The organism is Bradyrhizobium sp. RDM12, assembly GCF_051917485.1.
Taxonomy (GTDB): Bacteria; Pseudomonadota; Alphaproteobacteria; order Rhizobiales; family Xanthobacteraceae; genus Bradyrhizobium.
In genome coordinates this window covers 5,483,829-5,510,242 of record NZ_CM133064.1, presented here as the reverse complement: position 1 = coordinate 5,510,242, position 26,414 = coordinate 5,483,829, and the positions used below count along the sequence as shown (strand labels likewise).

The 26,414-nt window shown below is 62.3% G+C and carries 26 protein-coding genes and 4 pseudogenes; 14 read left to right on the top strand and 16 right to left on the bottom strand.

The window, feature by feature from the left end; genetic code table 11:
- Positions 1 to 57 precede the first annotated feature (57 nt).
- A complete protein-coding gene (locus ACTGJ9_RS27085; protein ID WP_456673574.1) occupies positions 58 to 663 on the top strand; it encodes an N-acetyltransferase family protein in 606 nt (201 codons plus the stop codon).
- Positions 664 to 751: 88 nt separating this feature from the next.
- Here ACTGJ9_RS27085 and ACTGJ9_RS27080 read toward each other — a convergent pair whose 3' ends face one another.
- Both ACTGJ9_RS27080 and ACTGJ9_RS27075 read right to left on the bottom strand, forming a co-directional pair.
- Positions 752 to 1,057, bottom strand: a complete 306-nt coding sequence (locus ACTGJ9_RS27080; protein WP_456673573.1) for a hypothetical protein — start codon at positions 1,055 to 1,057, stop codon at positions 752 to 754.
- Positions 1,058 to 1,152: 95 nt separating this feature from the next.
- Positions 1,153 to 1,838 (bottom strand): annotated as a pseudogene (locus ACTGJ9_RS27075) (DUF2161 domain-containing phosphodiesterase).
- A gap of 174 nt (positions 1,839 to 2,012) precedes the next feature.
- Here ACTGJ9_RS27075 and ACTGJ9_RS27070 point away from each other — a divergent pair.
- Positions 2,013 to 2,315 (top strand): hypothetical protein, encoded by a 303-nt coding sequence (locus tag ACTGJ9_RS27070; RefSeq protein WP_456673572.1) that lies wholly within the window; start codon positions 2,013 to 2,015, stop codon positions 2,313 to 2,315.
- Here the strand turns inward: ACTGJ9_RS27070 and ACTGJ9_RS27065 are convergent, their stop codons facing one another.
- Complete coding sequence (locus ACTGJ9_RS27065; RefSeq protein ID WP_456673571.1) at positions 2,316 to 2,996, bottom strand: SDR family oxidoreductase; 681 nt, start codon at positions 2,994 to 2,996, stop codon at positions 2,316 to 2,318.
- A 117-nt stretch (positions 2,997 to 3,113) separates the two neighbouring features.
- On the opposite strand from ACTGJ9_RS27065, the gene ACTGJ9_RS27060 reads away from it, so the two are divergent.
- Entirely contained in the window at positions 3,114 to 3,557 is a 444-nt protein-coding gene (locus tag ACTGJ9_RS27060) for an SGNH/GDSL hydrolase family protein (protein WP_456673570.1), read from the top strand.
- Positions 3,515 to 3,835, top strand: coding sequence for a hypothetical protein (locus tag ACTGJ9_RS27055; protein WP_456673569.1), 321 nt, complete (start codon positions 3,515 to 3,517; stop codon positions 3,833 to 3,835). The genes ACTGJ9_RS27060 and ACTGJ9_RS27055 overlap by 43 nt, the downstream gene beginning before the upstream one ends.
- Positions 3,836 to 3,849: 14 nt before the next feature.
- On the opposite strand, the gene ACTGJ9_RS27050 is transcribed toward ACTGJ9_RS27055, so the two are convergent.
- Complete coding sequence (locus ACTGJ9_RS27050; RefSeq protein ID WP_456673568.1) at positions 3,850 to 4,593, bottom strand: tyrosine-protein phosphatase; 744 nt, start codon at positions 4,591 to 4,593, stop codon at positions 3,850 to 3,852.
- A 231-nt stretch (positions 4,594 to 4,824) separates the two neighbouring features.
- Positions 4,825 to 5,028 carry a DUF2735 domain-containing protein gene (locus ACTGJ9_RS27045; protein WP_456673567.1) on the bottom strand — a complete coding sequence of 68 codons (204 nt, stop codon included), beginning with the start codon at positions 5,026 to 5,028 and terminating at the stop codon, positions 4,825 to 4,827.
- 534 nt (positions 5,029 to 5,562) lie between these two features.
- On the opposite strand from ACTGJ9_RS27045, the gene ACTGJ9_RS27040 reads away from it, so the two are divergent.
- The 5 genes from ACTGJ9_RS27040 to ACTGJ9_RS27020 all read left to right on the top strand — a co-directional run bounded on the left by ACTGJ9_RS27040 (position 5,563) and on the right by ACTGJ9_RS27020 (position 9,303).
- Positions 5,563 to 6,597 (top strand): glutamine synthetase beta-grasp domain-containing protein, encoded by a 1,035-nt coding sequence (locus ACTGJ9_RS27040; protein WP_456673566.1) that lies wholly within the window; start codon positions 5,563 to 5,565, stop codon positions 6,595 to 6,597.
- A 218-nt stretch (positions 6,598 to 6,815) separates the two neighbouring features.
- Positions 6,816 to 7,517, top strand: a complete 702-nt coding sequence (locus ACTGJ9_RS27035) for a GrlR family regulatory protein (RefSeq protein ID WP_456678638.1) — start codon at positions 6,816 to 6,818, stop codon at positions 7,515 to 7,517.
- A gap of 19 nt (positions 7,518 to 7,536) precedes the next feature.
- A complete protein-coding gene (locus ACTGJ9_RS27030; protein WP_456673565.1) occupies positions 7,537 to 8,220 on the top strand; it encodes a substrate-binding domain-containing protein in 684 nt (227 codons plus the stop codon).
- The gene (locus ACTGJ9_RS27025) at positions 8,217 to 8,456 is read left to right on the top strand and encodes a hypothetical protein (RefSeq protein WP_456673564.1); all 240 of its coding nucleotides are present in this window, start codon (positions 8,217 to 8,219) and stop codon (positions 8,454 to 8,456) included. Before ACTGJ9_RS27030 ends, ACTGJ9_RS27025 begins: the two co-directional genes overlap by 4 nt.
- Before the next feature lie 142 nt (positions 8,457 to 8,598).
- Positions 8,599 to 9,303 carry a GrlR family regulatory protein gene (locus ACTGJ9_RS27020; RefSeq protein WP_456678637.1) on the top strand — a complete coding sequence of 235 codons (705 nt, stop codon included), beginning with the start codon at positions 8,599 to 8,601 and terminating at the stop codon, positions 9,301 to 9,303.
- A gap of 442 nt (positions 9,304 to 9,745) precedes the next feature.
- Here ACTGJ9_RS27020 and ACTGJ9_RS27015 read toward each other — a convergent pair whose 3' ends face one another.
- From ACTGJ9_RS27015 to ACTGJ9_RS26970, 10 genes are all read right to left on the bottom strand, one after another.
- Positions 9,746 to 10,864 (bottom strand): TolC family protein, encoded by a 1,119-nt coding sequence (locus ACTGJ9_RS27015; protein ID WP_456673563.1) that lies wholly within the window; start codon positions 10,862 to 10,864, stop codon positions 9,746 to 9,748.
- Positions 10,765 to 11,391 carry a hypothetical protein gene (locus ACTGJ9_RS27010; protein WP_456673562.1) on the bottom strand — a complete coding sequence of 209 codons (627 nt, stop codon included), beginning with the start codon at positions 11,389 to 11,391 and terminating at the stop codon, positions 10,765 to 10,767. The genes ACTGJ9_RS27015 and ACTGJ9_RS27010 overlap by 100 nt, the downstream gene beginning before the upstream one ends.
- A 56-nt stretch (positions 11,392 to 11,447) precedes the next feature.
- Complete coding sequence (locus tag ACTGJ9_RS27005) at positions 11,448 to 12,230, bottom strand: HlyD family secretion protein (protein WP_456673561.1); 783 nt, start codon at positions 12,228 to 12,230, stop codon at positions 11,448 to 11,450.
- Complete coding sequence (locus ACTGJ9_RS27000) at positions 12,193 to 12,627, bottom strand: hypothetical protein (protein ID WP_456673560.1); 435 nt, start codon at positions 12,625 to 12,627, stop codon at positions 12,193 to 12,195. The genes ACTGJ9_RS27005 and ACTGJ9_RS27000 overlap by 38 nt, the downstream gene beginning before the upstream one ends.
- Positions 12,624 to 12,962: a DUF3302 domain-containing protein gene (locus ACTGJ9_RS26995; protein WP_456673559.1), complete on the bottom strand. Its 339-nt coding sequence runs from the start codon at positions 12,960 to 12,962 to the stop codon at positions 12,624 to 12,626. The genes ACTGJ9_RS27000 and ACTGJ9_RS26995 overlap by 4 nt, the downstream gene beginning before the upstream one ends.
- Positions 12,963 to 13,160: 198 nt before the next feature.
- The gene (locus tag ACTGJ9_RS26990) at positions 13,161 to 13,757 is read right to left on the bottom strand and encodes a hypothetical protein (RefSeq protein WP_456673558.1); all 597 of its coding nucleotides are present in this window, start codon (positions 13,755 to 13,757) and stop codon (positions 13,161 to 13,163) included.
- Complete coding sequence (locus ACTGJ9_RS26985) at positions 13,688 to 15,223, bottom strand: hypothetical protein (protein ID WP_456673557.1); 1,536 nt, start codon at positions 15,221 to 15,223, stop codon at positions 13,688 to 13,690. Before ACTGJ9_RS26985 ends, ACTGJ9_RS26990 begins: the two co-directional genes overlap by 70 nt.
- A gap of 254 nt (positions 15,224 to 15,477) precedes the next feature.
- The gene (locus ACTGJ9_RS26980) at positions 15,478 to 16,491 is read right to left on the bottom strand and encodes a SphA family protein (RefSeq protein ID WP_456678636.1); all 1,014 of its coding nucleotides are present in this window, start codon (positions 16,489 to 16,491) and stop codon (positions 15,478 to 15,480) included.
- A 241-nt stretch (positions 16,492 to 16,732) separates the two neighbouring features.
- A complete protein-coding gene (locus ACTGJ9_RS26975) occupies positions 16,733 to 17,401 on the bottom strand; it encodes a lipocalin-like domain-containing protein (RefSeq protein ID WP_456673556.1) in 669 nt (222 codons plus the stop codon).
- Between the two features lie 301 nt (positions 17,402 to 17,702).
- Positions 17,703 to 18,614, bottom strand: a complete 912-nt coding sequence (locus ACTGJ9_RS26970) for a hypothetical protein (protein ID WP_456673555.1) — start codon at positions 18,612 to 18,614, stop codon at positions 17,703 to 17,705.
- A 440-nt stretch (positions 18,615 to 19,054) separates the two neighbouring features.
- Between ACTGJ9_RS26970 and ACTGJ9_RS26965 the strand changes: the two genes are divergently transcribed.
- Together ACTGJ9_RS26965 and ACTGJ9_RS26960 are read left to right on the top strand one after the other, a co-directional pair.
- Positions 19,055 to 19,930 carry a tyrosine-type recombinase/integrase gene (locus ACTGJ9_RS26965; RefSeq protein ID WP_456673554.1) on the top strand — a complete coding sequence of 292 codons (876 nt, stop codon included), beginning with the start codon at positions 19,055 to 19,057 and terminating at the stop codon, positions 19,928 to 19,930.
- Positions 19,931 to 19,940: 10 nt separating this feature from the next.
- The gene (locus tag ACTGJ9_RS26960) at positions 19,941 to 21,140 is read left to right on the top strand and encodes an IS91 family transposase (protein ID WP_456673553.1); all 1,200 of its coding nucleotides are present in this window, start codon (positions 19,941 to 19,943) and stop codon (positions 21,138 to 21,140) included.
- A gap of 597 nt (positions 21,141 to 21,737) precedes the next feature.
- Here the strand turns inward: ACTGJ9_RS26960 and ACTGJ9_RS26955 are convergent.
- Positions 21,738 to 22,666: pseudogene (locus tag ACTGJ9_RS26955) on the bottom strand (LysR family transcriptional regulator).
- Positions 22,667 to 22,725: 59 nt separating this feature from the next.
- Here ACTGJ9_RS26955 and ACTGJ9_RS26950 point away from each other — a divergent pair.
- From ACTGJ9_RS26950 to ACTGJ9_RS26940, 3 genes and pseudogenes are all read left to right on the top strand, one after another.
- Positions 22,726 to 23,186, top strand: a pseudogene (locus tag ACTGJ9_RS26950) (GlcG/HbpS family heme-binding protein).
- Between the two features lie 330 nt (positions 23,187 to 23,516).
- Positions 23,517 to 25,291 (top strand): annotated as a pseudogene (locus tag ACTGJ9_RS26945) (thiamine pyrophosphate-requiring protein).
- Positions 25,291 to 26,397 (top strand): enolase C-terminal domain-like protein, encoded by a 1,107-nt coding sequence (locus ACTGJ9_RS26940; protein WP_456673552.1) that lies wholly within the window; start codon positions 25,291 to 25,293, stop codon positions 26,395 to 26,397. Before ACTGJ9_RS26945 ends, ACTGJ9_RS26940 begins: the two are co-directional and overlap by 1 nt.
- Positions 26,398 to 26,414 lie beyond the last annotated feature (17 nt).

Genomic DNA, 26,414 nt, shown 5'->3' with positions numbered 1-26,414 from the left:
TATTGGAGGTCTAGGGATCTGAACGCCTCCTCGAGGGACACCAAGAGGAGTTTTGACGTGGTACCTGAAGACACCGTCCGCACCGCTCCGGGTTATGTGCGGACCCTGATCCAGCAGGAAGAATTGCCGCTGTTGCGCGATCATCTGCTGAGGCTCGATGCCGAGAGCCGGCATGACCGTTTCAACGGTTTTCTCGACGACAGCTTCATCGAGCGTTACGCCGAGCGCTGTGCCGAGGATGGCACCGTGATCGTCGCCTATATCGTCGATGGCGTGGTCCGTGGCGCGGCCGAACTGCATCCGCCGGAGGGCGATTCGTTGCCCGAGGTCGCCTTCAGCGTGGAAGCCTCCGCCCGCCGCCAGAACGTCGGCACCGTGCTGTTCAGCCGCCTGATCGCGGAAGCTCGCTGGAAGGGCTACAAGAGCCTGTGCATCACCACGGGAGCAGAGAATTACGCCATGCGGGCGCTCGCCAAGAAGTTCGGCGCGCATCTCGCTTTCCGGCATGGCGAATCCACCGGCACAATCGATCTTGGCAAGACGTCCGAGGCAGAGTTCGCCGATCTCGCCGCGGGGCCGTTCAAAGCCGGCCGCGCAATTCTCAACTTCAACTCAACCTGCTGGAAGCTGATCTCCAGCATGTACGGCAATCGCGCGGCCTGAAATTCAAAGGCCTGAAATTCAAACGTCTGAATCAAAAAGCGGACCGGCAACGCCGGTCCGCTATTTGATTGAGCAAAGCAATGAGCGCTCAGGTGCCGGTGCGCTTGTCGTTGCCGAAGCGGCGGACAACGCGGCGTTCGACCACGACCGAGCGCTGCGCACCCTGTTCACCGGCGATCACGCGCGTCGCAGTGATGCGGCTGTTGGTGCGCGCCTGCTTCTTGACCTCGGCCTGAACGGCGTCGAGTGGCATGCCCATTAGCGCAGCAGCGATCTCGGCCTGCTGCTCCTGGTCGTCGGTGATGCCGACGGCGGCGAAGATCGCCTCGTCCAGGGTGGGCGGATCGTGGCGCACGCGCCGCGTGCCATATTTAGTATTCCAGTCTGCGCTCATAACCGCCTCGTTTGGATGCCGGAATACCTAGTGCCTGACATGCTGCATTGCAATATGAAATCGGTGTGGCATCTCAGCTATGCACCGGTCGGGTGTCACGGCGGTGACGCGACACCGGCATCGATCGTAACCCGTTGCTGCGGCCAGCGTTTCAGCGCCGCATGTCCTGCCTCTGTGAGCCCGTAGATTCCCGGTCTACGCGCTCGAACCAGCCATACACATTGTTAAGCAAGATCTTGCCGGCATCGGGACAGCGCTCGCGCAATTCGCGCACGCGCCGCGGGCGTGCAGCGAGCTCAGATGCGCAGGCCAGCGCCTGCTGCCGGTATGCCGTCATGATCGGCGCTCGCGTACTGCCGCCGAGCACGGGATCCCCTTGGCGGCGCTGATGTTCGGCCACGAGCCGCGAGCGCGTCTTCGGCTCGCGGCGGGGTGCCGCCGTCGGTGGCTTCACCAGCACCTCGACCTGGCCGTTATCGCTCACCCCGAGCATCCCGAAGCCGAGGCGCCGACACAGATTGCGATAACGTGCGTCGCTCTCACGGCCCTTGCCGCGGATCGACATCCTTGCGGCGATCCAGACTTCGTCGCCGGCCGGCGCGCGATCGACCGCCTGCAGGATCAGCTCGAGATTGAACGTGAGCTTGAGCTCGCCGATCACCACCACCGGCGGATCGCCGGCGCTCAGGCCCACGAGATCACAGCCGCCGATCTCGCCCTTCACGGAGAAGCCGAGCTCTTCGAGGAAGCGTTTGACGGGGAGATAAAGCGCGGTTTCCAAGGGGAGTTTCCAATCGGAGAATCGGTTGCGGCAGTTTAGCCCGGATCGGACTCGGGCTGCCGGCCATTTGCCCGGACCCGGCCAAGCCAGCTGTACCCCTGTGCGGGAACTGGCGGGCGCACGCGAAGATGACGATCAGGAACGGGCTTTATCACATCCGGATCGAGATGCTGGATGGCGTGCAGGGCGGCAAATCAGGGCGTGATGGTGCTGCGTGACGGCACCATGCGCGGCGGCGATTCCTTTTTCTTCGCCCATGGCAGCTACACGTCCGCCGGCGGCAAGTGGAAGGGCGAACTGACCAATGAGGAGCATTCGCCCTCGTTCGACGAGCGTCCGGTTTGGGGGCGTAAGGTCGTGACCATCGGCTTCAGCGGCACCTACACCGACGAGACCGCCTATGGCGAAGGCATGGCGCTCGCCGGCAAGCAGAGCATCCGTTTCAAGGGCAATCTGCGGCTGCTTGTGCCGGATTGATCAGACCCGTCCACTCACTGGAATCAGCGCACCGGTGACGCCGCTCGCGGCGTCGCTCACGAGGAACAGGATCACCTCGGCAAGCTCCTGCGGCGTCACCCATTTGGCGAAGTCGGCTTTCGGCATGTCGGCGCGGTTCGCCTTGGTGTCGATGGTCGACGGTAGCACCGCGTTGACGGTGACCTTGTCCTTCCATTCGTTGGCGAGCGCCTCGGTGAGCCGGTGCACGCCCGCCTTCGATGCCGCGTAGGCACCCATGCCGGAGCCCGCCTGCAGCGCGCCCATGGCGCCGATATTGACGATGCGGCCAGCATTCGAAGCGACGAGGTGCGGCAGCGCCGCGTGCGAGGCGTTGAGGGCCGTCAGCAGGTTCAGCGCATGCATGCGGTGCCACGTCTTGATGTCGCCGTCGCCAACAGTCTCGAAGGCAAAACCGCCGGCGATGTTGATGAGGGCGTCCAGCCTGCCGAAATGCTTCGCGGCGGCCTCCACCGCAGCCTTCGCCTGTGCCGCGTCGGACAGGTCGATGCCGCCAATCTCGATCCGCGCGGGCGTCGCCGGCAGTTGAGAGGGCGCGTGATCGATGCCGGCGACCCGGGCGCCGCGCGACTGCGCGAGGTCGGCGACCACCTTGCCAAGAGCGCCGAGCGCGCCGGTCACGACAATGATTTTTCCCTGCATGATACTCTCCGTCGTCTCACTCGCCCCGACTATTGCGTGAGGCGAATGGGACTTGCAATGGCGGCGGCATCAAGGCTGAATGATAGCTGCAACTTTGGATGGCGCGGAGGTTGGTCCATGTCTGACGAATTGCCGGCTCTCGATTGTCCCCCTGAGATCGTTGATTTGAAGCGTCCCCTGGAGAATTTCCGGGCCGCGTTGAGCGGAAGAGGTTCCGTGCGCGTCGTGGCGATGGGGTCGTCCTCGACTGCGGGACTTCGCAATGTCGTTCCCTATCCCGCGCGGCTCGAGCTGTATTTGAGAAAGCACTACAAGGATGACGATCCGCATCCGAACATCCGGATCGACGTGTTCAACCGTGGCCAGGGCGGTCAAGAAGCGCCATTGGAAGTCGCGCGGTTCAAAGACGATATCTTTGCTGACGATCCTTCTCTGGTTCTCTGGCAGGTCGGAACCAATGCCGTCTTTCGCCAGAAAGAGTTCAACTTCGATGAAGTGGTCGCGAATATCATCGGGGATTGGCGCTCCTGCGCGATCACTCGACCATGGATGTTGTCCTGATCGACCCGCAATACGTGACGGCCATGCTGTTCGACGACAACGCTGATCTCGCGGAGAAGATGGTTTCGGCGATCCGAACTGCGGCGGAGGACGCCAAGGTCAACCTGTTCCAGCGCTGGGCGCTAATGCGCCACTGGCACGTGCTAAATAACGCTTCGTTCGAGCAACTGCTCGATCCGGAGGATGATCTGAAGCTGCATCAGAGCAATTGGAGTACCATGCAGGTATCGCTCGCGCTGACCAAATCCATCATTAAGGCTGCAACTCCGACGGCGTGAGTGCCTGGCGTCGCTCACGCCTGAAGATAGCGCTCCTTCAGCGCGCTCCGCTCTGCCGCCCCGAGCTTGAGGCCGTCGCGCAAGTAAGTCTCGACATTTCCATAGTCGCGGCTGATGGCATCGAAAGCCGCGTCGAGATAGGAGGCCTGGACCGAGCCGATGGCGTCGAGCACATCCGCGGGCAGATCGGAGACGCTCGACGCGTCGCGCTTGTAGTGGCGATTGGTCAGTAGATAATCCTCCGTAGTAACCTCCTCGGGCACGCCGAGCGCATGCAGGATCAGCGCGCTGGCAAAGCCGGTGCGGTCCTTGCCGGCGGTGCAGTGGATCACGAGCGGGGCATGGTCCTGCAGGAGATGGCCGAACAGCATGCGGAAGCTGTGCGTGCTGTGGCGGACATAGTTGCGATAGGACTCGCGCATGAGCTCAAGGGCGACCGGCGCCGTCAGCGCGCCTTTGGCGAGTTCGGCGCGCAGTGAGGCCACCACCGTCGGCTCGATCGGCAGCGAATGCACGGTAATCTCGTTTACGACGCAGACGCCGGCCGCGCGCTCCTCGACGCCGCGGAAGTCGAACGCGCTTCTGACGCCGAGTGCGCGAACGATCGCGATGTCTTCAGCGGTGAGTTGGCCGAGATGGTTGGAGCGGAAGATGTGGCGCCAGCGCGTGGTGCGGCCGTCGCTTGTGGTGTAGCCGCCGAGGTCGCGAAAATTGCTGGCGCCTTGCAAAGCGAGGTGACGGGTAGGAGAGTCCGACATCGGAGCTTCTTTTGTTATGTTGCCGACGGATCATTACAGGCGGCAATGATCGGTCGGCAAGACCGGGGCGCCCACGGCCAAGCATTTGATGCGGCCGCTGACGGCGCGCCGTGATCTGAGCCCGCAATCATGTCGGAATCAAAAAGGGTCGAAACCTCATTGTTTCGACCCTTCTTCAAACTTCCGCTGAGCGCTTGAAAGAGCGCGGCGGTCTCAAACCAGACACTGGCATTAGCGTTCCCATTTGGGCTTTGCTTCGTCGACCGCGTCCTGGTGGTACCAGCTGTCGCTGCAGATCGAGACGTTCGCGGGAAGCGAAGCGTGATCGGCGGGAGAGCGGATGTCGCCATTGCGGCGTCCGGCGAGAGCCGCGCGGCCCCCGACGGGGAATTGATAGATCTTCGCAGATCCGTGACTCAGTCCATTGTTCATCATTTCGATTTGCTCCTCGATCGAAGCGCCTTGGCCTCCATGGTGCGCCCGACTCGTTCGATTGTGGTTACTGGACTCTCCATATCGGCCGCGCATCCCGAATTGGAAAGTGCCGAAAACGAGATCAGTTCTCGCCTATTTTGTAGGCAGTCGACTATCTGCATCCCCCAAGGCAGCGTGTTTGTGACTAACGCATGGGCCATTCCGAAGGTTGCGAGGCAGGGGTCGGGCCTTTGCGAAAGTTGCCGGACGTTGATGCGCGTTTCATCGGCAACCTGCGGCAGGGACCCGCGTGCTCCAGAATCAGGCGTTTTCCGCGTGATTTTTGCAGTGCAGCTTCACGCGAAGGTGCGCTTCTATGACGCACGCTGCTGTAACGGTTTGCCGCCGCCGGGCCGGTCCCGGTGGCGGTGGACAACCTCCAGCGCTGCGGCTTTTTGGCACGCAAAATGCTTGTGAAGGGCCGGCCGATGATGGCCGGGTACAAACGTGCGGGGCTCTCAACCCCACCTTTCGCATCATCTACAGAGAGGCTCAATGACCAAGTATAAGCTCGAGTACATTTGGCTCGACGGATATACGCCGACTCCGAACTTGCGCGGCAAAACTCAGATCAAGGAATTCGCGTCGTTTCCGACGCTCGAGCAACTTCCGCTCTGGGGCTTCGATGGCTCCTCCACCCAGCAGGCCGAAGGCCACAGCTCGGATTGCGTGCTGAAGCCGGTCGCGGTGTTCCCGGACGGTGCCCGCACCAACGGCGTGCTGGTGATGTGCGAAGTCATGATGCCCGATGGCAAGACCCCGCACGCCTCCAACAAGCGCGCCACCATCCTCGACGACCCCGGCGCCTGGTTCGGCTTCGAGCAGGAGTACTTTTTCTACAAGGAGGGCCGTCCGCTCGGCTTCCCGGCCTCCGGTTATCCGGCGCCGCAGGGCCTGTACTACACCGGCGTCGGCTTCTCCAACGTCGGCGACGTCGCCCGCAAGATCGTCGAAGAGCATCTCGACCTCTGTCTGGCGGCCGGCATCAACCATGAAGGCATCAACGCGGAAGTCGCGAAGGGCCAGTGGGAATTCCAGATCTTCGGCAAGGGCTCCAAGAAGGCCGCTGACGAAATGTGGATGGCCCGCTACCTGATGCTGCGCCTGACCGAGAAGTACGGCATCGACATCGAGTTCCACTGCAAGCCGCTCGGCGACACCGACTGGAACGGCTCCGGCATGCACGCCAACTTCTCCACCGAGTACATGCGCACGGTCGGCGGCAAGGAGTACTTCGAGGCGCTGATGGCGGCCTTCGACAAGAACCTGATGGACCACATCGCCGTCTACGGCCCGGACAACGACAAGCGTCTGACCGGCAAGCACGAGACCGCGCCCTGGAACAAGTTCAGCTACGGCGTGGCCGATCGTGGCGCGTCGATCCGCGTTCCGCATTCCTTCGTCAACAACGGCTACAAGGGCTATCTGGAAGACCGCCGTCCGAACTCGCAGGGCGACCCATACCAGATCGCTTCGCAGATCCTGAAGACGATCGCGTCCGTCCCGGCTGACAAGAAGGCTGCGGCCTAAAAATCCTCCCGGCCCGGGCTTGGGGACTGGCCCGGGTTGGCTTTCAAATCCGCCGGAGCTCAAAAGGCTCCGGCGGATTTTTGCATTTCGATGCCAGTGCTTGCCGATGACAGCGCTGGTTGTGGGCCTGCCGGCCATGCTGACCTGGAGCCTGTCCAATTCAGCCCAAACCGGGATAGAGTGCCCGCCGGATGCGCGCGGGGCCGGAGACACGGCTGGTGTTTGAAGGCTTCTACAAGGTGCGGTTTCAGCTCGGCGACAGGGTCGGCCGGAGCGTGATGCATGCCGGCAATGGCAAGATGCTCGGCGGCAATTCGGCGTTCGCCCATATCGGCACCTACGAGAAGACCACAGACGGCGTCGACATCGTCATCAGGACCGTCCGCCACAACCCCGATCTGAACTACCGCGCCATGGCCGGTACCGACGACGCGACGCTGATCGCGAAAGGTTTTGCCGACGGCGATCTCTACCGCTTCAAGGGTGAGCTCAGGGAGCTGCCCGGCGTGCCCTTTCAGTCGCTGATGACGCCGATCACGGAGGACGAGGTGCCGATCACCGGCCGCATCGGCGAGGCCGGCATCGCCGATGGCCTTTACTCGGTTCACCTGCGCATGCTCGACGGGATCGACGGCGGGCTCACCGGCGTGATGCTGCTCAACCGCGGCCGCATCCTCGGCGGCGATGCGTCGTTCTATTACCTCGGCAGCTACACCGCCGCGAACGGCCGCTGGAAGGGGCAGATCCTCAATCAGGAGCACACGCCCGCCAAGGACGATCCGATCTTCGGCGGTCACGAGGTCGGCATCGGCTTCTCCGGCAGCTATGACGGCGAGGAGGCCGTGCTGGAAGCAACCGCGCTCGCCGGCAAGCGCAGCCTGCGCCTGACTGCCGCGCTCAAGCTGATGCACCGCGCCTGACCGCCACAGGGAATTGCCTATGGAAAAAATTCGCATGCTCTCGACGCTCGGCCTGATGGGCGCGATGCGCAGCCTGTCCTCCGCGTTCGAGACGGCGCACGGCATTCACGTCGATGCCGACTTCGCGCCGACGCTCGCGCTGCTCAAGCGCTTGCGCGCCGGCGAGGCGGCCGACCTCGTGATCCTCACGCGCGAAGGGCTCGACGAGATGATCGGCGAGGGCCGGGTGATCGCGGACACTGCAGCCGACCTGGCGCACTCCTATGTCGGCCTCGCCGTGCGCAAAGGCGCGCCGCATCCCGACATCGCCAATGAAGCGGCGTTGCGCAAGACGCTGCTCGCGGCGCGGTCCGTTGCCTATTCGCGGCTCGGCGCAAGCGGGGTGTACTTCGCCCAGCTGATCGCGCGGATGGGCATCGCGGCCGAGGTGAACGCAAAGGCGACCGTCGTCGAGCAGGGTTTTACCGCCGAGCGGCTCGTCAGCGGCGAGGCCGATCTCGCCGTGCAGCAGATCAGCGAGCTGAAGCAGGTCGAGGGCATCGAGGTGATCGGCCCGGTCCCGCACGATTTGCAGACGCCGGCCGTGTTCTCCGCCGGACGCATGGTGGATGCGAAGCAGGCCGGCGCCGCCGAGGCGCTGCTGCGCTATCTGGCATCGCCGGCGGTCGTGCCCGTGCTGCGCCAGTCAGGACTCGAGCCTTGAAATCGCCGGCACGCGGACGCAACGTGATGGCGATGCGGATCTACGTCTTTGCCACCGTCGTCGCGCGTGCCGTGCCCGCCACCGCGCACGCGCAATCGGGAGGAGAGGTGAATCGAGCGCTCCAGCTGATAGCGCTCATTTCGAAAATAACCCCATGCACAGTAGCCAAGTGGCTGACTGAATTGCCGAACGGCCGAACCGAACGGTGTGATGCGGATTTTGCGAAATCCGGTTGACCCGTCGGGCAAAACAGGTGCATGCTGGCATCATGGCACGATCGGCTCCGCGAGCGCCCCCTGCGCGGATAAGCCGGATGGCCTTGCCTTGGCGATGGTGCTATCTCGCCCGCGATTCCTTTGATTTTGCGGGTTCATGGTTTTGCTCGACGGACTCTACAAGGTTGAATACGGCATCAACGGCGCTTTCGGCCGCAGCATCATGTGCCTGCACGACGGCAAGATGCTGGGCGGCAATTCCGCCTTCGCGCATCTCGGCAGCTACGATGTCAGGGACGGCGTGATCGAAGCCGAGGTCATCACCGAGCGCCACAATGACGATCCCCATTTCAAGCCGTTGATGGGCGCCGACGTCACCGCGATCAAGGTGCGCGGCCGGACCGAGGGATCGATGATCCTGCTCGAGGGCAGGGCGGATGCGATGCCGGACTTCGTGTTCTGGGCAAACCTCGCGCCGCTTGACGACGAGGCGCTGCCGCCGCGCGGCGCGATCGGGCAGGGCGCCATCGCCAATGGGCTCTATGCGATCCAACTCCGCGCGCTCGACGGCGTCGACGCCTCCCTTTCCGGCGTAATGCTGCTGATCGACGGCCGCATCCTCGGCGGCGATGCGTTCTTCTATTATCTCGGCGCCTATTCGTCGGCGGACGGCCGCTGGAAGGGCGAGATGCTCAACCAGGAGCACACGCCGGCAAAGGGCGACAATCCCGTATTCGGCGGCAACGAGGTCGGGATCGGGTTTTCGGGGACCTGCGCGGAAGACAGCGGAGAGCTCGATGGCGTCGCACTGGCAGGGAAGCGCAGCTTGCGGCTGGCGGCCTCGCTCAAGCTGATGCGGCGGGCCTAGGGCATCTACGCATAAATTACGGTGACGCTGTCACCGCAATTGCGGTCATCCTGGTCCTAAACCAGTACAAGTGTATCGGTTGCAGTCCTGGTAAATGCCTCGACACTCGCCGGATGGTATCATCTTCAAGGACAGGCAGCTGCGGTACCGTGCACGACAGGAATTCGTGCATTGCTGTTTGGGGGTCTGCGCAGCCGCGAAGGTAAAAGGGGCGAGATCGGCGTCGCGGGTATCGAGCGCTCCGGCACTCGATGACAGAAGCACAGCGGAGAGTACGGAGATAGCGGCTGACAACTGCCTGCAAGATTTCATGGCCCAACCCCTTTAGGTTGAAAAAAGACGGCGAGTGGAAGTGACCTCGCAGTTCGTCATTGAAGTACAGCCTTTCTTTATCCGCAACAGTTTCTGACAGCTTTCTGGCTCTTGGGTGCTGTGTCGGTTCTCACCACTCCGGAGGCCGGATCGTCGGCCCAATGTCCTCAGGGCCTGGCAGGCCCGGAGCCGGCCGTTGCGGCTCGTTCGCGGGCGGAAGCAAGCTGCCCCAGTCCGTTCTCGCACGCATCTGGTCAGCATTCGCCGGGCTCACGAAATTGCCACCTTCCCGTATCTGCCATCCGCCGCCCAGCGCCCGAAACACCGCAGTGAGGCCGAGCGGAACGCTGGCCGTTGCGCCCGCCAGGCTGTTCTGCGCCTGAAAGAGATTCTGTTCGGCGGTCAGGACGGTGGTAAATGATGTCCCGCCCTGCTCATACTGCTCCAACGCGATTTTGAGGGCACCATTCGCCGCGTCAACGCTGCGACGCAGATACGCGGCCTGGCTCCGTGATTGCAGATATGTCGCAAGCCCGTTGTCCACCTCCTGCTGGGCACTCAAAACGGTGTTCTGATAGTCGATCAGCAATTGCTGAAGTTTGGCGTCCTGCAAACGAATGTTGTTGGTGATTTGCCCGTAGTTCAGGAGATTCCATTGAAACGACGGGCCTGCAGCATACGCCACGCCCTTCCAACTGACGACTTGACCAAGAGTATGGCCGTTGGCGGTACTGGCCGAGCCGCCGAACGTGCCCGTGATGCTGATGGCCGGATAGAGTTGCGTCTTGGCAACTCCAATCTGCGCGCTCTGCGCCAGGGCTGCGAGTTCGGCGGCGCGGACGTCCGGCCTCCGGCGCAGCAGATCCGCAGGTATACCAACGACGACGGAGCCGGGCGGCAGCGGTATCCTGCCGGTTGATCGTGAAAGCAACATGCCGAGCGACTGCGGCGGAAGGCCGAGCAGGACCGAGAGCGCGTTTTGTCCCTGCTGTAATTGGATCGTCAATTGGGGTATTGCCGCACGGGTCTGCTCGAGGACGTTTGTCGCCTGGAAGACATCAAGCTCCGAAGTCCCGCCGCCCGTGAACTTTGCCTTTGCGATGCCAAGCGCCTGTTCCTGCCTGCGGACATTGGCCCGTGCAATTCCGATCAACTGCTCCGTGGTGCGGATTCCGATATAAGTCGCGGTAACATCGGCGAGAAGCGACACCAGAACGCCGTCATAGGTCGCGATCGAAGCCAGGTACACGCCATCGGCAGATCGACCCCGCGGCGAAACTTGCCCCAGAAGTCCAGCTCCCACGCAGCCTGCGCGGCAAGAGCGTCAGTCCAGAAATATGAGGGCGTCGCGTTTGGTCCCGCCAGCGGCGTCGCCGCGCTGGTCCGATTGTAAATGACCGACCCCACGCCCTGCTGCACCTGCGGATAGGTTATGCCGATGGCTATTCCCAGCACCGCACGTGCTTGCAGCACCTTGGTCCCCGCGCTCTCCAAGGTCAGATTTTGATTGTACGCGATCTGGATCAGCTTGTTGAGGGTCGGATCACGAAAGCCTTCCCACCAGCGCTCGTATTCAAGCGGCCCGGATTTAACAGAGCGATTGTCTGCTCCACGAAATTTTTCGGCAAGCGGAGCGACGGGCGGTGTGAAGTCCGGCCCAATCGTACACGCCACGCTGGGAAGGAGAAGCGCAGCCACAAGCAACCCACGAATTGAGCAGCCGAGAACAGCACCGGCATTGCGCCGCCCGGACCGTGACTGGTACTGCGTCCCCAAGGCTCTCGCTCCCAACGCAGGTGAATCCAACTGATAGATCCTTATTGATGTGCACGCTACGATGACGGCTTTTCCACCGAGGGCATGACGTAGAGCAGCCACTTCTTCATTCGGATCGTGACCTTTGAAATGACATGCGTGGCCTTGCCCTTCTGCGTGTAGATCGCCGCCGAACCACCTGACCCCAGCGACAGTTTGCGGGCGACGGCATCATCGCTGAAATTGATCCGCACTGCATATAGCCCGTCAGATCCGATCCGGGCCGCGTTGGGGATTGTGCCGCTGGTTGTGAATTGACCGCCACCCGTCGCCGGAATCACGTAGTCCACCTTGCCAAGGAACAGCCGTCCCGGATACGGGTTGAGCACCATTTCCACGTCATCGCCTGGCTCGACGTTCGAGAGCCAGTTCTGCGGAAACACGGCGGCGACGGCGGTATCGGACACGTTGACGAATGTCCCGGCCGCCGCCAGCGGCATCGGCACAAGCATGGTGCCGATTTGCACCTGCCAGTTGGTAACGTATCCATCGCCGGGCGCGGTCATCTTGCATTGCGTAAGGTTGAATCGCGCGTCGTCCAGTTGCGCCTCAACGGCCGGAACGTTGCTTTGGGCCGTTCGTACCGCGGCTTCGGCCTGCTGCACGGAAGCCTCTGCCTGTTCCAGGGCGGCTTCGGCCTGTTGAACGGCGGCGTCCGCCTCCTCGCGCTCTTGCGCTGCCTTAGCCACGTTAAGCTGACTAATGGCAGCTTTGTCCGCTCGCTGAATGTTGAGAGCGATTTGCTCCTGCGTCTTGGCTAGTTCATCCGCGGCCTTCGACTTCGCGAGTGGCCTGCGCATTCGGTACAGCCGTTCTCGTGGTCGCGAGCGCGGCTTCGGCTTGCTGGACGTTAGCCTTCGACGCAGCCAACTGCGCCTCGACCTGGTTCACCGTGTACTGATAGGGCGCTGGATCGATTTCCAACAGCAAGTCACCCTTCTTCACGCGTTGATTTGCCTGGGCGTGGATCATCTTGACCTGCCCTTTGACGTAAGGGACGAGCTGCACCACGTACTGGCTGGTGACCATCTTGTCTGTCATCGGCGCCGACTGGGTCCAGAGCACCACCACGCCGCCGATCATGAATACGCCTGCGACGATCAGGCCCGCGATCAGATAGGCCGTGGGCTTGAGGCGCAGGACCTTGAAGAGCACGAGAACGAGCGCAACGTAGAGGATGACAAGGATGGCGATCACGGCCGCGTCTCCTTCACCTCTGAAAGCTGAGGCGATGCCGTCACGCTGTCGCCGGTGCCGGGCACCGTTTGATGCGGCCGAACTTCGTCCTTTGCCGATTTAACGCCGAAGGGCGTTGTGAACGCCCATATGAAGGCCACCGGCCAAAGCAACCCTCCCGTCGCGATCCCGATCCAGCTCATGGCATTGATCGCGCCCGCCTGCGGATGATTCCATTTGCGAGCGAGTTGACCTGGAAGTTTGCCCAGATTGACGACGATAATGACGCCAACAAAAATCAGAACGGCGAACACGACAAACGCGAATGCGTCCAATGCACCGAACGATGAATCCACCGGCAGTACTCCATTCAGGGCTGCGACGTCAGATTCGGCGCAACTGCAGGTCAACAGTGCGCCGTGCTGGCGTAATTTTGGTAACGGAGACCAGAACTTGATCGAGAGATGCTGACGCTAAGATCACGAACTAGGTAGGAAGTTCCGCGCGCATGCTTCCCAGCGCGGTCGTGGCAACCGCGAGAGCCGCCAGCCTGCTTAAAACGGTCGCGCTGGCCCTATCTGCGGCGCGCGAACCGGCTTTGCCATTCCGTAAAAGACGGTTACTCCATCACCGCCACACAGCGTCGATTTGGCTTCGTCGGTCGACGGATCGAAGCAGCTATCCGGGTTTTGCCAGTTATCGGCAACCCAGACGTCTCCAGCCGGATCGATGGCAATGTCGGTCATCGGCTGCATGCCTCCGCCGACATACCCCTTCGGTGGCGAGATGGGATCACCGGTCTTCATTCCCGGAGGACAGGTTTCAGTACGTGCTCCGCAAAGATGCGTGACCGTGTGTCCGATGAAGTTTGAAATCCAGACTTGATCGTTGCCGTCGATCACCACGCCCCATGAACCCCATGTGCTGCCGCCGCCGTTGAACGGCGAGCCCAGTCCCGGGCTTCCGTCTGGTCGCAACATGGAAACGCTGCCGCGTCCGGGCTTCGCCTTCAAATAGTCGAACACGACGCGATGAACTTCGCCCATGCGGCCAGTCACCTTCAATTCGAGTATTTTCAGCTTCACGGCGATATCCAGGCCGTCGCCCACCGTGTTTGTGATCCAGGCGTTGCCTTGGCTGTCGATCGCCATTCCCTTCCCGCTGTGACCTCCCGTCGGCAACACTTCGATCTTGCTTGATCACCTGCCGGAAAACGCGTAACTGTGTCGCCTACTGCATTTGTGATCCAAATCCGGTCCTGTTGATCGATCGCGAGGTGAAAGGGGCCGCTCAACTTGCAGGGGCTATCCTTGTTGGGCTTGCCATCGGTCGATTGACAGTAAAACTTCGCCTTCGCGGGATCACCCTGGGGCATATAGACGACCTTGTCGTCGCCGAAGTCCAGAGCCCACACATCGCCGTTTGGCGTCACGATAACCGACTGCATGATCCCGAGCTTGCCGCCGAAGTTGTATCCCTCGGCAGGCGACAGGGCCTTGCCGTTCTTGTCGAACAGCGAGATCGTCTTGCCCGTGGTGCTTGTTATCCAAACCCGGTCGTTTGCATCGACCGCGGTGCCAAACCCCGGGCCTTCGAGGCCACCTCCGGCGAATCCGGTCGGCGCCGGCGAGAGCGCACGGCCATTGGGCGCGAACTTGGCCAGATTGCCGTCCCACAATTTATCCGATCCCTGCGAACCGACAATGAAATTAGCCCCCGTCCAGAGATTGCCTTCGCTATCGAACATCAGTTTGCCGGGCGCAGTCAGACCTCCGCCAGTAAACTTGAGCGGCAATACCCAAGCGCTGGGCGCAACACTTAAATACGGCATGACTGGCGTCTTGCGCAGCGTCTTGCTTGGCGGGACGGGATAAAATTGATCCAATAAGGCGAACAACCTTGAGGGCTGGTGGGCTGGATAGCGCGCCAGAGACTGGGCCGCAGCCAAGGTGTCATTGGGTGCATCCCCTTTCGGCGGGATTGTCGCTGTGTAGAGCTTGGGGCAGGCGTCGCCTGTTACGCGCGTAACGCACCCGGCCAAGGCATTCGCAAGCGTTGCAAAATTGGCCATCGTCGGCGTCTGGGTGCTGTTGAGCGGGTCGAGAATTGTTGTTCCCCAGCCTCCCGTTTGAAGATCGACGAAGTTCAGGACATTGCCCGCCGCAATGCGCAAGCCCAGCGCGGGGCCCTTGATTGCTGCGCCGTCGAGAAATTGCGCGTGGGTCCATACCGAAGCCACGGTAGTCATCTCGTTAATTGTGACAGCGGCCGGCGGATTGCTGCCTATCACCGTCATCAGCGCGATGGCGGGATTATCACCGCCTTGCGCATTAGCGGCGGGCTGGCCTCCTTTCGCTGTCAGGTAAAGTGTTGCAGCGCCTCCCGGCGCAGGTGCATTGAGCGTGAAGCCACCATCCACTCCGGTGCGGACCTGTCCGAGTTGCTGTGGCGCGCCGTCGCCTGCCGCCCAAAGCGTGACGGTCGAATTGGTGATCGGTTGGCCGCCGCCGAGAACCTTCCCTTCAAAGGCGTTTGCCGAAGCAGCGCCAGCTAGCCAGACCAACAGACTGCCCGCCAGGGCTCTGGTTTTAAGGCTGATCTCATTGTTCACGATCATTGCGGCCTCCCAGATCTGAGTGTTTGCCGAAATGTGCTGTCTTCGGATGGCCTGGCGATTTATCGTCAGGGTAGACCCAGTTCACCAGCGGGGCCGCCCGGCCGCTATGCAATTTCGGCAGAAAACATCCAGGTTCATAGGTGGCCCAAGGGCCAATATGCGTTATGGTTGCAAAAGTTGCAAATAGGTATTTCCGGTTGGCGCGTTGCGGCAATGCCTTTTTGACCAACTGACAGGCCGCAGCTTGCTTGCTCCTAGTATTTTCTGACGATGGGTTTTGTTGTCGGAGGCGCTCCGGGGGCGGCCGGCGAGATAGAGAAGGTCACCCAGGTATTCCAGCCTGATGGCCGGTTTTCCGCAGCGAACTCTCCATAGGCTTTGAAATTCAGATAGCCCTGCATGTCGCCGACCGGAAAAAGGAAACCGATCTGGGGCCCGATGCCTGCCACCTGGGACTGGAAGCAGCCGACACGGTCACCGGAGCCGCTGTCGCAGCCCAGCTCCTTGTAGACATAGCCCACGAGGCCCACCATGACCTGCTTCGACAGGAATTGCGACGCGCCCCAGTCGAAGTGCATATCGACGCCGCTTTGATACTGCGTGGCGGTGTTTTTGAAATTATAGGTGAAGCCGAGCACGCCGGACAACTCGTGTCCGGTCTGCGGATTGAAATAGGTGTAGCCGCCGCCGGCGTCGATCGCTCCGTGTCCGATGCCGAGATTCGACAAGCGATCGGATTGGTAAGCGCCAACCGGGATGTCGCCCGTGATATAGGCCATGTAGTTGTGGACGCCGGCGTTCCAGCGCAATGCGAATTGCGGCGCCAGATCCCCAAAGCCCCACGTGGTATCGCTGATGGTGTCGGACCGCGCGAAGGGAACACTGCCGAAGGGCGTCGTGAGAACGCCGGACAAGGTCCCTGCCAGGCTGGTGCCGACGACGCCATAGGCTGCCAGGAGGGACACCGACGCCTGACCGCCGAGCACCGGCGTTGCAAATACATAACTCGGGAGCACAAGGCCAAGGTCGCCGGTGGCGTTGACGTTCAAATTCAGATTTGCGTTGACGTTGAGGTTGGCCGGAACCCTGCCGAGCGTGAATTCACGCGCCCGCGCGACCTCGGCGCCGGCGGATACGGACGTGTGATAGTAGATGTTTGCCAGCGACCAACCCGGCTGCTGCGGAGTCGCCGCGAGGCTTCCAAAAAGGCCGGGGATCCAGAAACTGACGCCGCTTTCATCGGCCAACGCAGATTGGGAAAACAACATGATCGCGGTCGCCGCGATTGCTGCAACGCCAAATCTGCGTCGATGTGTTGAGATCGGCCGCCCGCTTTTCGCCGTCGCAGGTGCAATTCTCGCTCTCATAATTATCCCCGTAAGCTGTGTCGCCTCCGAATACAACTCGGTGACACTGTAACCCTGAATCGAGCGCGGCCAGCACGCAAAATTCATTCAGGACTAAGTTGCCCGAGGAAAGATGAATAGTGCGACCAAGGGGCAACAGGCGCTAGAGGGAATCGCGCTCGCAGGGAAACGCAGCTTGCGGTTGGCGGCCTCGCTCAGCCTGATGCGGCGGGCGTAGGCCGTCTGCCCACAAGTTGTCGAGTCCGCGTTGGTGTCGGGAGCTGACGTTCGGCCGATGATTCTGCATGTGGCCCAACCTGACAAACCATTCAGTCAATTTCGCTCGCTTCCAAATCACATCGACTACGTCTCCACCGGGTGGACGAACGGTCAGTGTCAGCTGGTCTCCGGCCATCGCAACGAAGCGCTTCTGGTCCGTGCCGTTCCAGTTTGGAAAGGAGCTGCCTTCGACATGTATCGCGATGCTGCTCTCTGCCTCCGCCGGCGCATAAGATCCAAAGTAAGTAATCGTGCCGTCTGCCGTTTCTTTGTTCTCTTCAGGAGTACCCTGCCACAGAGCATTACTCGCGTATTTGGCGCGATCTGATCGCATCACCGTGATGAAGTATCTTCCGTCCGCATCGAAGAATGCCATGCCCTTCGGGCTGGTCCCGTAGCGTTCGACCTTGGTACCGTCATCTTTCTTCTGCTCCCATGACAGCAGCATCCATGTACCGACCAATTGCTCTTTCAACGATTGCTTCTGTGCAAGCGCATCGGATGGCATCATGGATGATCCAAAAGCCGCGATGGTACACGCGGCAAAAATCACTCGCAAATTCGTTGGTCTCTCCCAATTACGTGTATTACGGCGGCAGCGCGCTTTACTCGGAGCGAAATTGAGCACTGGATGCACTCCTCGAGTGAGACACGGTAATTACAGTGACAGGCATTTCGAGGATGACCTATGGCAAGGACGAGGAAAGAAGCGTCGGTTTCCGACGACTTACAAGTTGAAGGCTATCCGCCAGTTCGCGCAGGACAGCGGCAGCGAGGTAAATGGCGGAAACGTCACAAACCAACTCTGCCTCCAGCGCGGGAAACGGATGTGCTCCCCGCGCGGAAGGCGACTGTCACTTCACGGGCGGAAGACCGGCCACGGCAGTGTCGGAAGGATTGTTCAGGCACTTCGGATGGCCAAAGCCGTTGGCACTATGGCCGACGCCGCCCTGTCCGTTGGGGGCCTGGCCCGTACCGCCGGTACCATCGGCGTTCGCTGTGATGTCGAAGACGATGTTGTCGGGGTGGCTCGCATCTCCGGACACGCCCTTGACGCCCTGCAACTGATCGAGCCCGAGCGCATTTCGGACCCGCCACGCCACCATGTGATCGGTGCAGGAGGTGTCGCCGCTGACGCCGACGCCGCCAACCTTGGCTCCGTTGCGATAGAGCGCGAGGCCCCCGCCGAACACGTTCACGCCGCCGATGCGCTGGCCAACCATCGGATCATTCGGCGTGCCGAACGAGGAGCCGCTGGATGGGCCCGGGTTGAAATTTGCCGTGGTGATGCCGTTGCCCGAGGGCGTAGGCCGGTTGCCGTAGGCAGCTGCCGTATCGACCGGATTGCTGTGCTGCAGCCCATAGAGGCTGCCACCCGGCTGCACGGCGGTGAACAGGTTGGCCGTCGACAAGGCAAGCCCGGCCGGAAACAGACTGCCGGCGGGCGTCGCGTTTTTACCCACGCTGAAATCGTTCGCGGTGTTCGCCTTCTGGGCGGAAATGACGCGGCTGCCTAGCCATTGCGAGGTGCCTTGAGCGCCGGAGAAGGCGACCGCGCAGACGGTGCCGTCGTTGGCAACCAGTGTGCCCCACATGTGGAAGCCGAGGCCACCATTTGCACCGGAAGCGGGCGTGATGGCGCCGGCAAGTGCCGAACGAAGTTGCGAAAAATCGGGCAGAGCGGAGCAATCCGCAAAGGCCGGGAGGCTCACCAGGGTAACGAGAGCGCCGATCGAACAGGAAAGAGTTCGTCGCTTGACGTTCATTGTGCTGCTCCTGTGGTGCGATGGGTGTAAATTAGGGAAGCGCGGCCCCATCGTGCTCCGCGCAAAATCTGAAAATCGGTCTGCTTTCAAAAATCCCGTTAGCAAAACGGGCCTACGCGACGACGAAGCAGGGGCGTCCTGGTATCTGCGAACCTCGGCGCGCTCAAAACTGAAGTGGTCAGCGGGTGTGTTCTTGGGACGTCTTCATGGCAGTGGCGATGACCTAATGCTTCCGAGAGCACAGTCGCCCCATGGTTAAGTCTGCGAGCGACCGCAGAGGTTCACGGAAAATCCCGGCGAAGTCCGAGTTGGGTCAAAGGACTAAACCGCTCGCGCGGTAGGGCACGACGGCCGGCAGCACGGCTGAGGGATAGCGCAACGAGGCGTCCTGTCTTGAGATGAGGGGTTGCAACAACCTCACTCAAGACAGGAGCATCCCCATGACCGACGAGGCAATGAGCCCGTTGCGCCGGCGCATGATCGAAGACATGACGATCCGCAGGCTGGCCCCGAAGACCCAACATGACTACGTGCAAAGGGTCAAGAACTTCGCCGCATTTCTCGAGCGCTCGCCGGATACGGCGAGCTTCGAAGACGTGCGCCGCTATCAGCTGCACCTGGCCGCGAGCGGCGTTGGTGTGCCGACCATCAATCAGACGGTTTCGACACTGCGGTTCTTCTTCCGGGTCACGCTGAGGCGCCACGAGATCGTTGAGCATACGCATGTCATTCACGAGCCTCGCAAGCTGCCGGTGGTGCTGAGCCCCGAGGAAGTGGCGCGGCTGCTCGATGCCGCACCCGGGCTCAAATACAAGGCGGCGCTGAGCGTGGCCTACGGCGCCGGCCTGCGCGCCACCGAGGTCATCTCGCTCAAGGTCGCCGACATCGACAGCAAGCAAATGATCATTCGCGTCGAGCAGGGCAAAGGCGGCAAGGACCGTAACGTCATGCTCTCACCACTGCTGCTCGATCTGCTGCGCACCTGGTGGCGGGCGGCGCGGCCCCGGGGTTGGCTATTTCCAGGCCGCGATCCGGCCCAGCCGATGACGACACGGCAGCTCAATCGCGCCTGTCATGCCGCCGCCCAAATGGCCGAGATCCACAAGCGCGTGTCGCTGCATACCCTGAGGCACAGCTTCGCCACCCACCTCTTGGAGCAGAACATCGACGTCCGCGTGATCCAGGTGCTGCTCGGTCACGCCAAGCTCGACACCACGGCGCTCTATACCCGCGTCGCCACCAAGACGATCAGCGAGGTCATGAGCCCGCTGGAGCACATCGCGATCAAACTGAAGGAGGACCGGCCGCCCGGCTGACCTGGCGCGCATGTCGCGCCCGGCCTTGGAGGTTGCGGATATCTTCCGCGACCATGGCCCGGCATGGCGCAAAGCCCATGCCGGTCATGTCGGCCTCCAGCAATTGAAGGTGATGTCAGCAATCGAGCGCTGCCGCACGGCCGCTCTCGGCGGCCATGTCGCGCGCTGTGCGGACTGCGCCTATACCACCATCGCCTACAACTCCTGTCGCAACCGCCATTGCCCAAAGTGCCAGGGCGCCGCCGCGAAGGACTGGCTCACCGACCGCGAGGCGGAGCTGTTGCCGGTGCCGTACTATCACGTGGTGTTCACGCTCCCGGCGTCGATCGCCGACATCGCCTATCACAACAAGGCCGCCATCTACGACCTGCTGTTCAAAGCCTCGGCCGAGACCTTGACCACGATCGCGGCCGACCCAAAACACCTCGGCGCCCGCATCGGCGTCACCTCGGTTCTCCATACCTGGGGCTCGGCCATGACCCATCACCCGCACGTCCACATGATCGTGCCGGGCGGCGGCATCTCGCTCGACGGCGAGCGTTGGGTGGCGTGCCGGGTGGGCTTCTTCCTCCCCGTGCGCGTGCTCTCGCGCCTGTTCCGCCGGTTGTTGCTGGAGAAGCTGATCGCCGCCCACAACGCCGGCCGCCTCCAATTCTTCGGCAACCATGCTGCTCTCGCCGACCCGCAGGCGTTCGCAGCCTATCTGGCGCCGCTGCGCCGAGCCGAATGGGTGGTCTATGCCAAGCGCCCGTTCGGCGGGCCACAGGCTGTGCTGGCCTATCTATCGCGCTATACCCACCGCGTCGCCATCGCAAACAGCCGGCTGATCGCCTGCGACCGCACCGGCGTCACCTTCCGATGGAAGGACTATCGCGCCGAGGGTCGCGACCGCCAGAAGCTCATGACACTCTCAAGCAGCGAGTTCATCCGCCGCTTCCTCATCCACGTCCTGCCGCAAGGCTTCCACCGCATCCGTCACTACGGCCTGCTCGCCAGTGGCACCCGCGCCGATAACATCGCTCGCGCGCGTGAGCTGCTCGCCGCTGCAAATTCTGAAGGTCAGCCCATCACTGCCGCCGCCGATCAAACCAAGCCGAGCTGCCCATGCTGCGGCGGTCGCATGGTCGTCATCGAGGTCTTCGAGCGCGGTGCTACGCCACGACATCGGCCAACAGCTCCAACGAACCGCATCAGGATCGACACCTCATGACCGCGTCACAATCCCGCAAAACGGCTTATCGCGCGCGCTGCCTCTCGACCGGCCATGGCAGAGCGCGCCCAGATATCCGCCAGCCGCCGCAAATCGTCCGCCAATCCACCCCGTTCAACGCGGCAGGCCCCTCATTCATGAGCTGCTCCGCCCTCGGCCAGCTCGCCGAACCGGCTCAATTCCAATCAAACACATCATCCGCGGCACGCAAATCCCCATAGCCCACGCCGCGCCACCCACATGCCTCACCCGCGGTTTCCTCCCTTGGAGGCTTTCGGACGCCGGCCCTCGTGTGCGCGGCAACACCGTCATGGGGCCGGCATCCGAAAACCTTCACACAAGCTGACAAGCCGCTCGATCAATTCGCTCGCTTCCAATCACGTCGACTACGTCTCCATCAGGCCGCGATGGTGCACGCGGCAAAAATCATTCGCAAATTCATTGGCCTCTTCGCAACAGGAAGAGTGATCGAGTCCGGGAAGTCCCCGTTCTTGCTTCATGCCTCATTGACGCGGGCGGAGCAGAACACAGATTGCCAGCTCAGCGCTCTCTGCTGTGGGTCACAAGAATTGTGGTGACAGCGGCGAAAGCAGCAACTCATATCCGCAGGGCGGAGAGCTGCGCCACGAGGAATTCCATCGCGGCACGGACACGCCGGGGCAAGGCGCCGACGCCCCGCCTGACCCAAACGATCTGGAGTGGAATGGGCGGCGGCTCGTGGCCGACAAGGATTTGCTCCACGATTCCTTGCTCGATGAGCCTGCGCACCTGCCAGAGCGGCGCCAGTCCGATGCCAAGGCCTGACGCCACGGCCGCATTGCGCGCGGCGGCATTTTCCGATCGAAAGCGGCCATGCACTTCGATGCGCCTCTTGTCGTCATCGAATACCCATCTGTCGTCGTCGCTGGCCCGCAATACGCACGCATGATGGGATAGCTCCCGCGGATGCTCCGGACGACCGTGTGCGGCGAGATAGGCCGGCGACGCGAAGACGGCCCAATTCAATCCGCCGAGGGGCGAACCCGCAAGTTCGAGTCCTGGAGGTTGCCGATGCGGACGACGAAATCCAGCTTCTCGGCGATCAGGTCGACATGCTCATCAGACAAGACAAGTTCGATGTCGACTTCCGGATTCCGCGTTAGAAACTGGCTCAGGGCAGGGGTCACATATTCGGGGCCGAACAGGCTCGATGTGCCGATGCGGATGGTGCCGGCGAGGCGCCGGTCTCTGGCAATCAGATCTTCGCGCGCACCGTCGATGGTCGTGAGCGCCAGACGGATGCGGTCGGCAAAATCGAGCCCTGCCGTCGTGGGACGCAGGCGCCGGGTCGTCCGCGACACGAGCTCCACGCCGAGGTCCTGCTCGAGCCGCGCCAGCGACCGGCTCACCGCCTGAAGCGATCTGCCCAGACGAACAGCTGCCGACGTCAGGCTGCCCTCATCGACAATGGCGAGAACGTGGTGTAGTCCGCAAGCGAGGTCAGGGCTTTTCTCTCGCAAAGTGAGATAATGTATCCTCAGTATCACGTATTATCATCAGATGCGCGACATGTTGTTGATGAGCTCTCGCCAACCTGGAGCTCTCGATGACGAAAATTGACCCTTCTACGGCAGACGCACCTCTCGCCGCCCTGACGCCTCTTTATGGTGCCCCCATCACGCTCGATCAGGCAGTGCTCGTCGCCAATGCGGCGCGCGCCGAAGCGCGGCGTCATGGATGGCCTATGGTGATCGCCGTCACCGACAGCGGCGGACATCTCGTTCTGCTCTACCGTCTGGATCAGGCGCAGCACGGCAGCGTGCTCGTTGCTCAGCAAAGGCGAAGACGGCGGTCGATTTCAGGCGGTCGACGGGGGCGTTTGAATCCGCGCTTGCCGACGGCGGCCTTCATCTGCGACTTCTGGGCATGACCAATCTGACGCCCCTGGAAGGTGGCCTTCCGATCGTGCGCGAGGGCAGGGTGATCGGTGCGATCGGCGTATCAGGCATGCAATCAAGCCAGGACGCACAGGTCGCGGCGGCGGGTCTTGCCGCTTTCGGATCCTGACCGGTCCTAATCCCGAGGCGGCTGCCTTGCCCAACTTTCCATCAGCGCGCCGGAGGGAACGAAGCCCGGGCCTCGCCGGGTTTCCCTTGGTTCATAGGAACATTCGGGCACCTGGGCGGTATGCGTAGGACGAAGCAAACGATGTTTTCGCTTCGCCTTGCCTTGCAAACGGTCCCGCCACCGCGCGCGGTTCACGGGCCGCCTTTGGCCGCTACTCGCGCTGCGCGCCCAACCTAAACAATCATTAATCCTGCAACATTCGACGTTGTTTCCTGTTGGGATTCCATACCAACCGCTCATCGCCCACGATCGACACACGGGACGCTTCCGATGAATGTTAGCGAATATGTTTGGCATCGCCTGTCCGAATGGGGTTTGAAGCGCGTCTACGGTTATCCCGGCGACGGTGTCGGTGGCCTCGATGTCGCCCTCGAAGGCGCCAAGGATAAGATGGAATACGTCCAGGTCCGTCATGAGGAGATGGCGGCCTTCATGGCCTCGGCCCATGCGAAGTTTACCGGCGAAGTCGGCCTTTGCTATGCCACCTCCGGTCCCGGCGCCATTCACCTCCTCAACGGTCTCTACGACGCCAACATGGATCACGTTCCGGTGGTCGCCCTCGTTGGTCAGCAGGCACGAAGCGCGATCGGAGCGAGCTATCAGCAGGAGGTCGATCTCCAGACCCTGTTCCAGGGCGTGACCGAATACGTCGCGATGGCCAGCGTCCCCGAGCAAGTACGCCATTTGATCGACCGTGCGGTCCGCATCGCGCACACCAAGCGCGCCGTCACCTGCGTGATCCTGCCGAACGATCTGCAGGAGCTCGAGTACAAGGATCCTCCGCTGGCCCATGGCGCCACCCACACCGGCATGGGCTATGCCGGACCGGCGAAGCTGCCGGACGACGCCTCGCTTCGGGCCGCCGCGGAGGTTCTCAACGCTGGCAGCAAGGTTGCCATGCTCGTCGGCGCCGGCGCGCTCGGCGCAACCGACGAGGTGATCGAAGTTGCCCAGCGCCTCCAGGCCGGTGTCGCCAAGGCGCTGCTCGGCAAAGCCGCCGTGCCGGACGATCTGCCGTTCGTCACCGGTTCGATCGGCCTGTTGGGGACGCGGCCAAGCTGGGACCTCATGAAGAGCTGCGACACGTTCCTGATGGTCGGCTCCGCCTTTCCCTACAGCGAGTTTCTGCCGAAGCCGGGTGCCGCGCGCGGCGTGCAGATCGACATCGACGGCAGCCGGCTCAGCCTGCGCTATCCCATGGAAGTGAACATGGTCGGCGACAGTGCGACGACATTGCGCGCCTTGTTGCCGCTGCTCACGCAAAAACAGGACTCCTCCTGGCGCCGTGACATCGAGCGAGGCATGGCCGATTGGTGGGAGACGCTGAAGGAAAGAGCGATGGATTCCGCCGAGCCGCTCAATCCGCAGCGGGTGTTCTGGGAACTGTCGCCGCGGCTGCCGGACAACGCCATCATCACCGCCGATTCCGGCTCGGTTGCCAACTGGTACGCACGGGATCTAAGGATGAGGCGCGGCATGAAGGCGTCACTGTCGGGTGGCCTTGCCTCGCTCGGGGCCGGCACGCCCTACGCGCTTGCGGGCAAGATGGCCTATCCCGATCGCACCGTGATCGCCTGCATGGGCGACGGCGCGATGCAGATGAACGGTCTCAACGTCATGATCACCATTTCCAAGTACTGGAAGCGTTGGTCGAATCCGCGGCTGATCGTGCTGGTGCTCAACAACCGCGACCTCAACCAGGTGACGTGGGAGGAGCGCATCCAGCTTGGCGCCGGCAAGACCGAGTCGACCCAAAGCATTCCTGATTTCCCCTATCACCGATACGCCGAGCTGATCGGCCTGAAGGGTATCTTCGTCGACAATCCCGATCGGGTCGGCGCGGCATGGGACGAGGCGCTCGCGGCGGACCGGCCGGTCATCCTCGAGGCCTATACCGATCCCAACGTGCCGCCGCTGCCGCCGCACATCCTCTAAAGGACGCCAAGAACTTCGTCAGCATGATCCCGTCCGAGCCGGAGCTGGGGAGCGTGCTAAAGAACAGCGCTAAGGAGTTGCTGACGAGCGTTCTGCCTGGGAAACACTGATGTTGTCCGCGGTCCCCATCCGGAGCGTCCGAGCGCAGGCCTACAAGGTGCCGACGGATCGCCCCGAAGCGGACGGCACCATCACCTGGAATTCAACGACGATCGTGCTCGTCGAGGTCGAAGGCGGAGGACGGGTCGGCCTCGGCTACACCTATGCGAGCGCCAGCATCGTCGGGCTGATCCGGGAAAAACTTGCCACGGTGATCGCAGGCAAGGACGCCTTTGCGCCACAGGCCTGTTTCGACGCGATGCAGCGGGCGGTCCGCAATCTCGGACGTGAGGGCCTCGCGGCGACAGCGATCTCCGCCGTCGATGCAGCCCTGCATGACCTCAAGGCGCGTCTGCTCGACCTGCCGCTGGTCGTCGTTCTCGGTGCGCGCCGTGGCTCCGTTCCGATCTATGGCAGCGGTGGATTCACCACCTACTCCGACGCCGAGCTGGAGGAGCAACTGGGCGGCTGGGTTACGGGGCAGGGCTGCGCTTACGTCAAGATGAAGATCGGCTCCGACCCTGAGCGGGATCCACATCGCGTCGCGGTGGCCAAACGCGCGATCGGCGATGCGGCCCTGTTCGTCGATGCGAACGGCGCCTGTGACCCCAAGCAAGCGATCCGGCTGGCTCACATCTTCGCCGAGCAGGACGTCAGGTGGTTCGAAGAGCCGGTGTCGTCCGACGACCTGCCGGGATTGGGATTGGTGCGGCGGCACGCACCGGCCGGCATGGAGGTGGCCGCCGGCGAATACGCCTACACCGTCGATTACGTGCGCACCATGCTCGAGGCCCGCGCGATCGATGTGCAGCAGGCGGACGTGACGCGGTGCGGCGGCTTCACCGGATTTCTGGAGATCGCGACGCTGTGCGACGCCTTTCACATCGACCTCTCCGGTCATTGTGCGCCGGCACTGCATCTGGCGGTCGCCTGCGCGGCACCCGGCCTGCGCCATCTGGAATGGTTTCACGACCATGTCCGCATCGAACGCATGTTCTTCGATGGTGCGCCGCAGGCGCGCGAGGGCCGGATCGCGCCCGATCTGACCTCGCCAGGTAACGGGTTGGTGTTCAAGCGGACCGATGCCGCCGCTTACGCAGTCTCGGAGGCAGCATGAACCGTCCCGGCGTACCC

What these genes read in the sequence shown, in the direction of transcription:
- ACTGJ9_RS26985 (WP_456673557.1), bottom strand. Translation starts at nt 15,223, where the DNA reads ATGATCGTGAACAATGAGATCAGCCTTAAAACCAGAGCCCTGGCGGGC.
- ACTGJ9_RS27050 (WP_456673568.1), bottom strand. Translation starts at nt 4,593, where the DNA reads ATGTCGGACTCTCCTACCCGTCACCTCGCTTTGCAAGGCGCCAGCAAT.
- ACTGJ9_RS26990 (WP_456673558.1), bottom strand. Translation starts at nt 13,757, where the DNA reads ATGGCGATCGACAGCCAAGGCAACGCCTGGATCACAAACACGGTGGGC.
- ACTGJ9_RS26965 (WP_456673554.1), top strand. Translation starts at nt 19,055, where the DNA reads ATGACCGACGAGGCAATGAGCCCGTTGCGCCGGCGCATGATCGAAGAC.
- ACTGJ9_RS26970 (WP_456673555.1), bottom strand. Translation starts at nt 18,614, where the DNA reads ATGAACGTCAAGCGACGAACTCTTTCCTGTTCGATCGGCGCTCTCGTT.
- ACTGJ9_RS27005 (WP_456673561.1), bottom strand. Translation starts at nt 12,230, where the DNA reads ATGCGCAGGCCACTCGCGAAGTCGAAGGCCGCGGATGAACTAGCCAAG.
- ACTGJ9_RS27045 (WP_456673567.1), bottom strand. Translation starts at nt 5,028, where the DNA reads ATGATGAACAATGGACTGAGTCACGGATCTGCGAAGATCTATCAATTC.
- ACTGJ9_RS27080 (WP_456673573.1), bottom strand. Translation starts at nt 1,057, where the DNA reads ATGAGCGCAGACTGGAATACTAAATATGGCACGCGGCGCGTGCGCCAC.
- ACTGJ9_RS26960 (WP_456673553.1), top strand. Translation starts at nt 19,941, where the DNA reads ATGTCGCGCCCGGCCTTGGAGGTTGCGGATATCTTCCGCGACCATGGC.
- ACTGJ9_RS27065 (WP_456673571.1), bottom strand. Translation starts at nt 2,996, where the DNA reads ATGCAGGGAAAAATCATTGTCGTGACCGGCGCGCTCGGCGCTCTTGGC.
- ACTGJ9_RS27060 (WP_456673570.1), top strand. Translation starts at nt 3,114, where the DNA reads ATGTCTGACGAATTGCCGGCTCTCGATTGTCCCCCTGAGATCGTTGAT.
- ACTGJ9_RS27070 (WP_456673572.1), top strand. Translation starts at nt 2,013, where the DNA reads ATGGCGTGCAGGGCGGCAAATCAGGGCGTGATGGTGCTGCGTGACGGC.
- ACTGJ9_RS27040 (WP_456673566.1), top strand. Translation starts at nt 5,563, where the DNA reads ATGACCAAGTATAAGCTCGAGTACATTTGGCTCGACGGATATACGCCG.
- ACTGJ9_RS26980 (WP_456678636.1), bottom strand. Translation starts at nt 16,491, where the DNA reads ATGTTGTTTTCCCAATCTGCGTTGGCCGATGAAAGCGGCGTCAGTTTC.
- ACTGJ9_RS27030 (WP_456673565.1), top strand. Translation starts at nt 7,537, where the DNA reads ATGGAAAAAATTCGCATGCTCTCGACGCTCGGCCTGATGGGCGCGATG.
- ACTGJ9_RS26940 (WP_456673552.1), top strand. Translation starts at nt 25,291, where the DNA reads ATGTTGTCCGCGGTCCCCATCCGGAGCGTCCGAGCGCAGGCCTACAAG.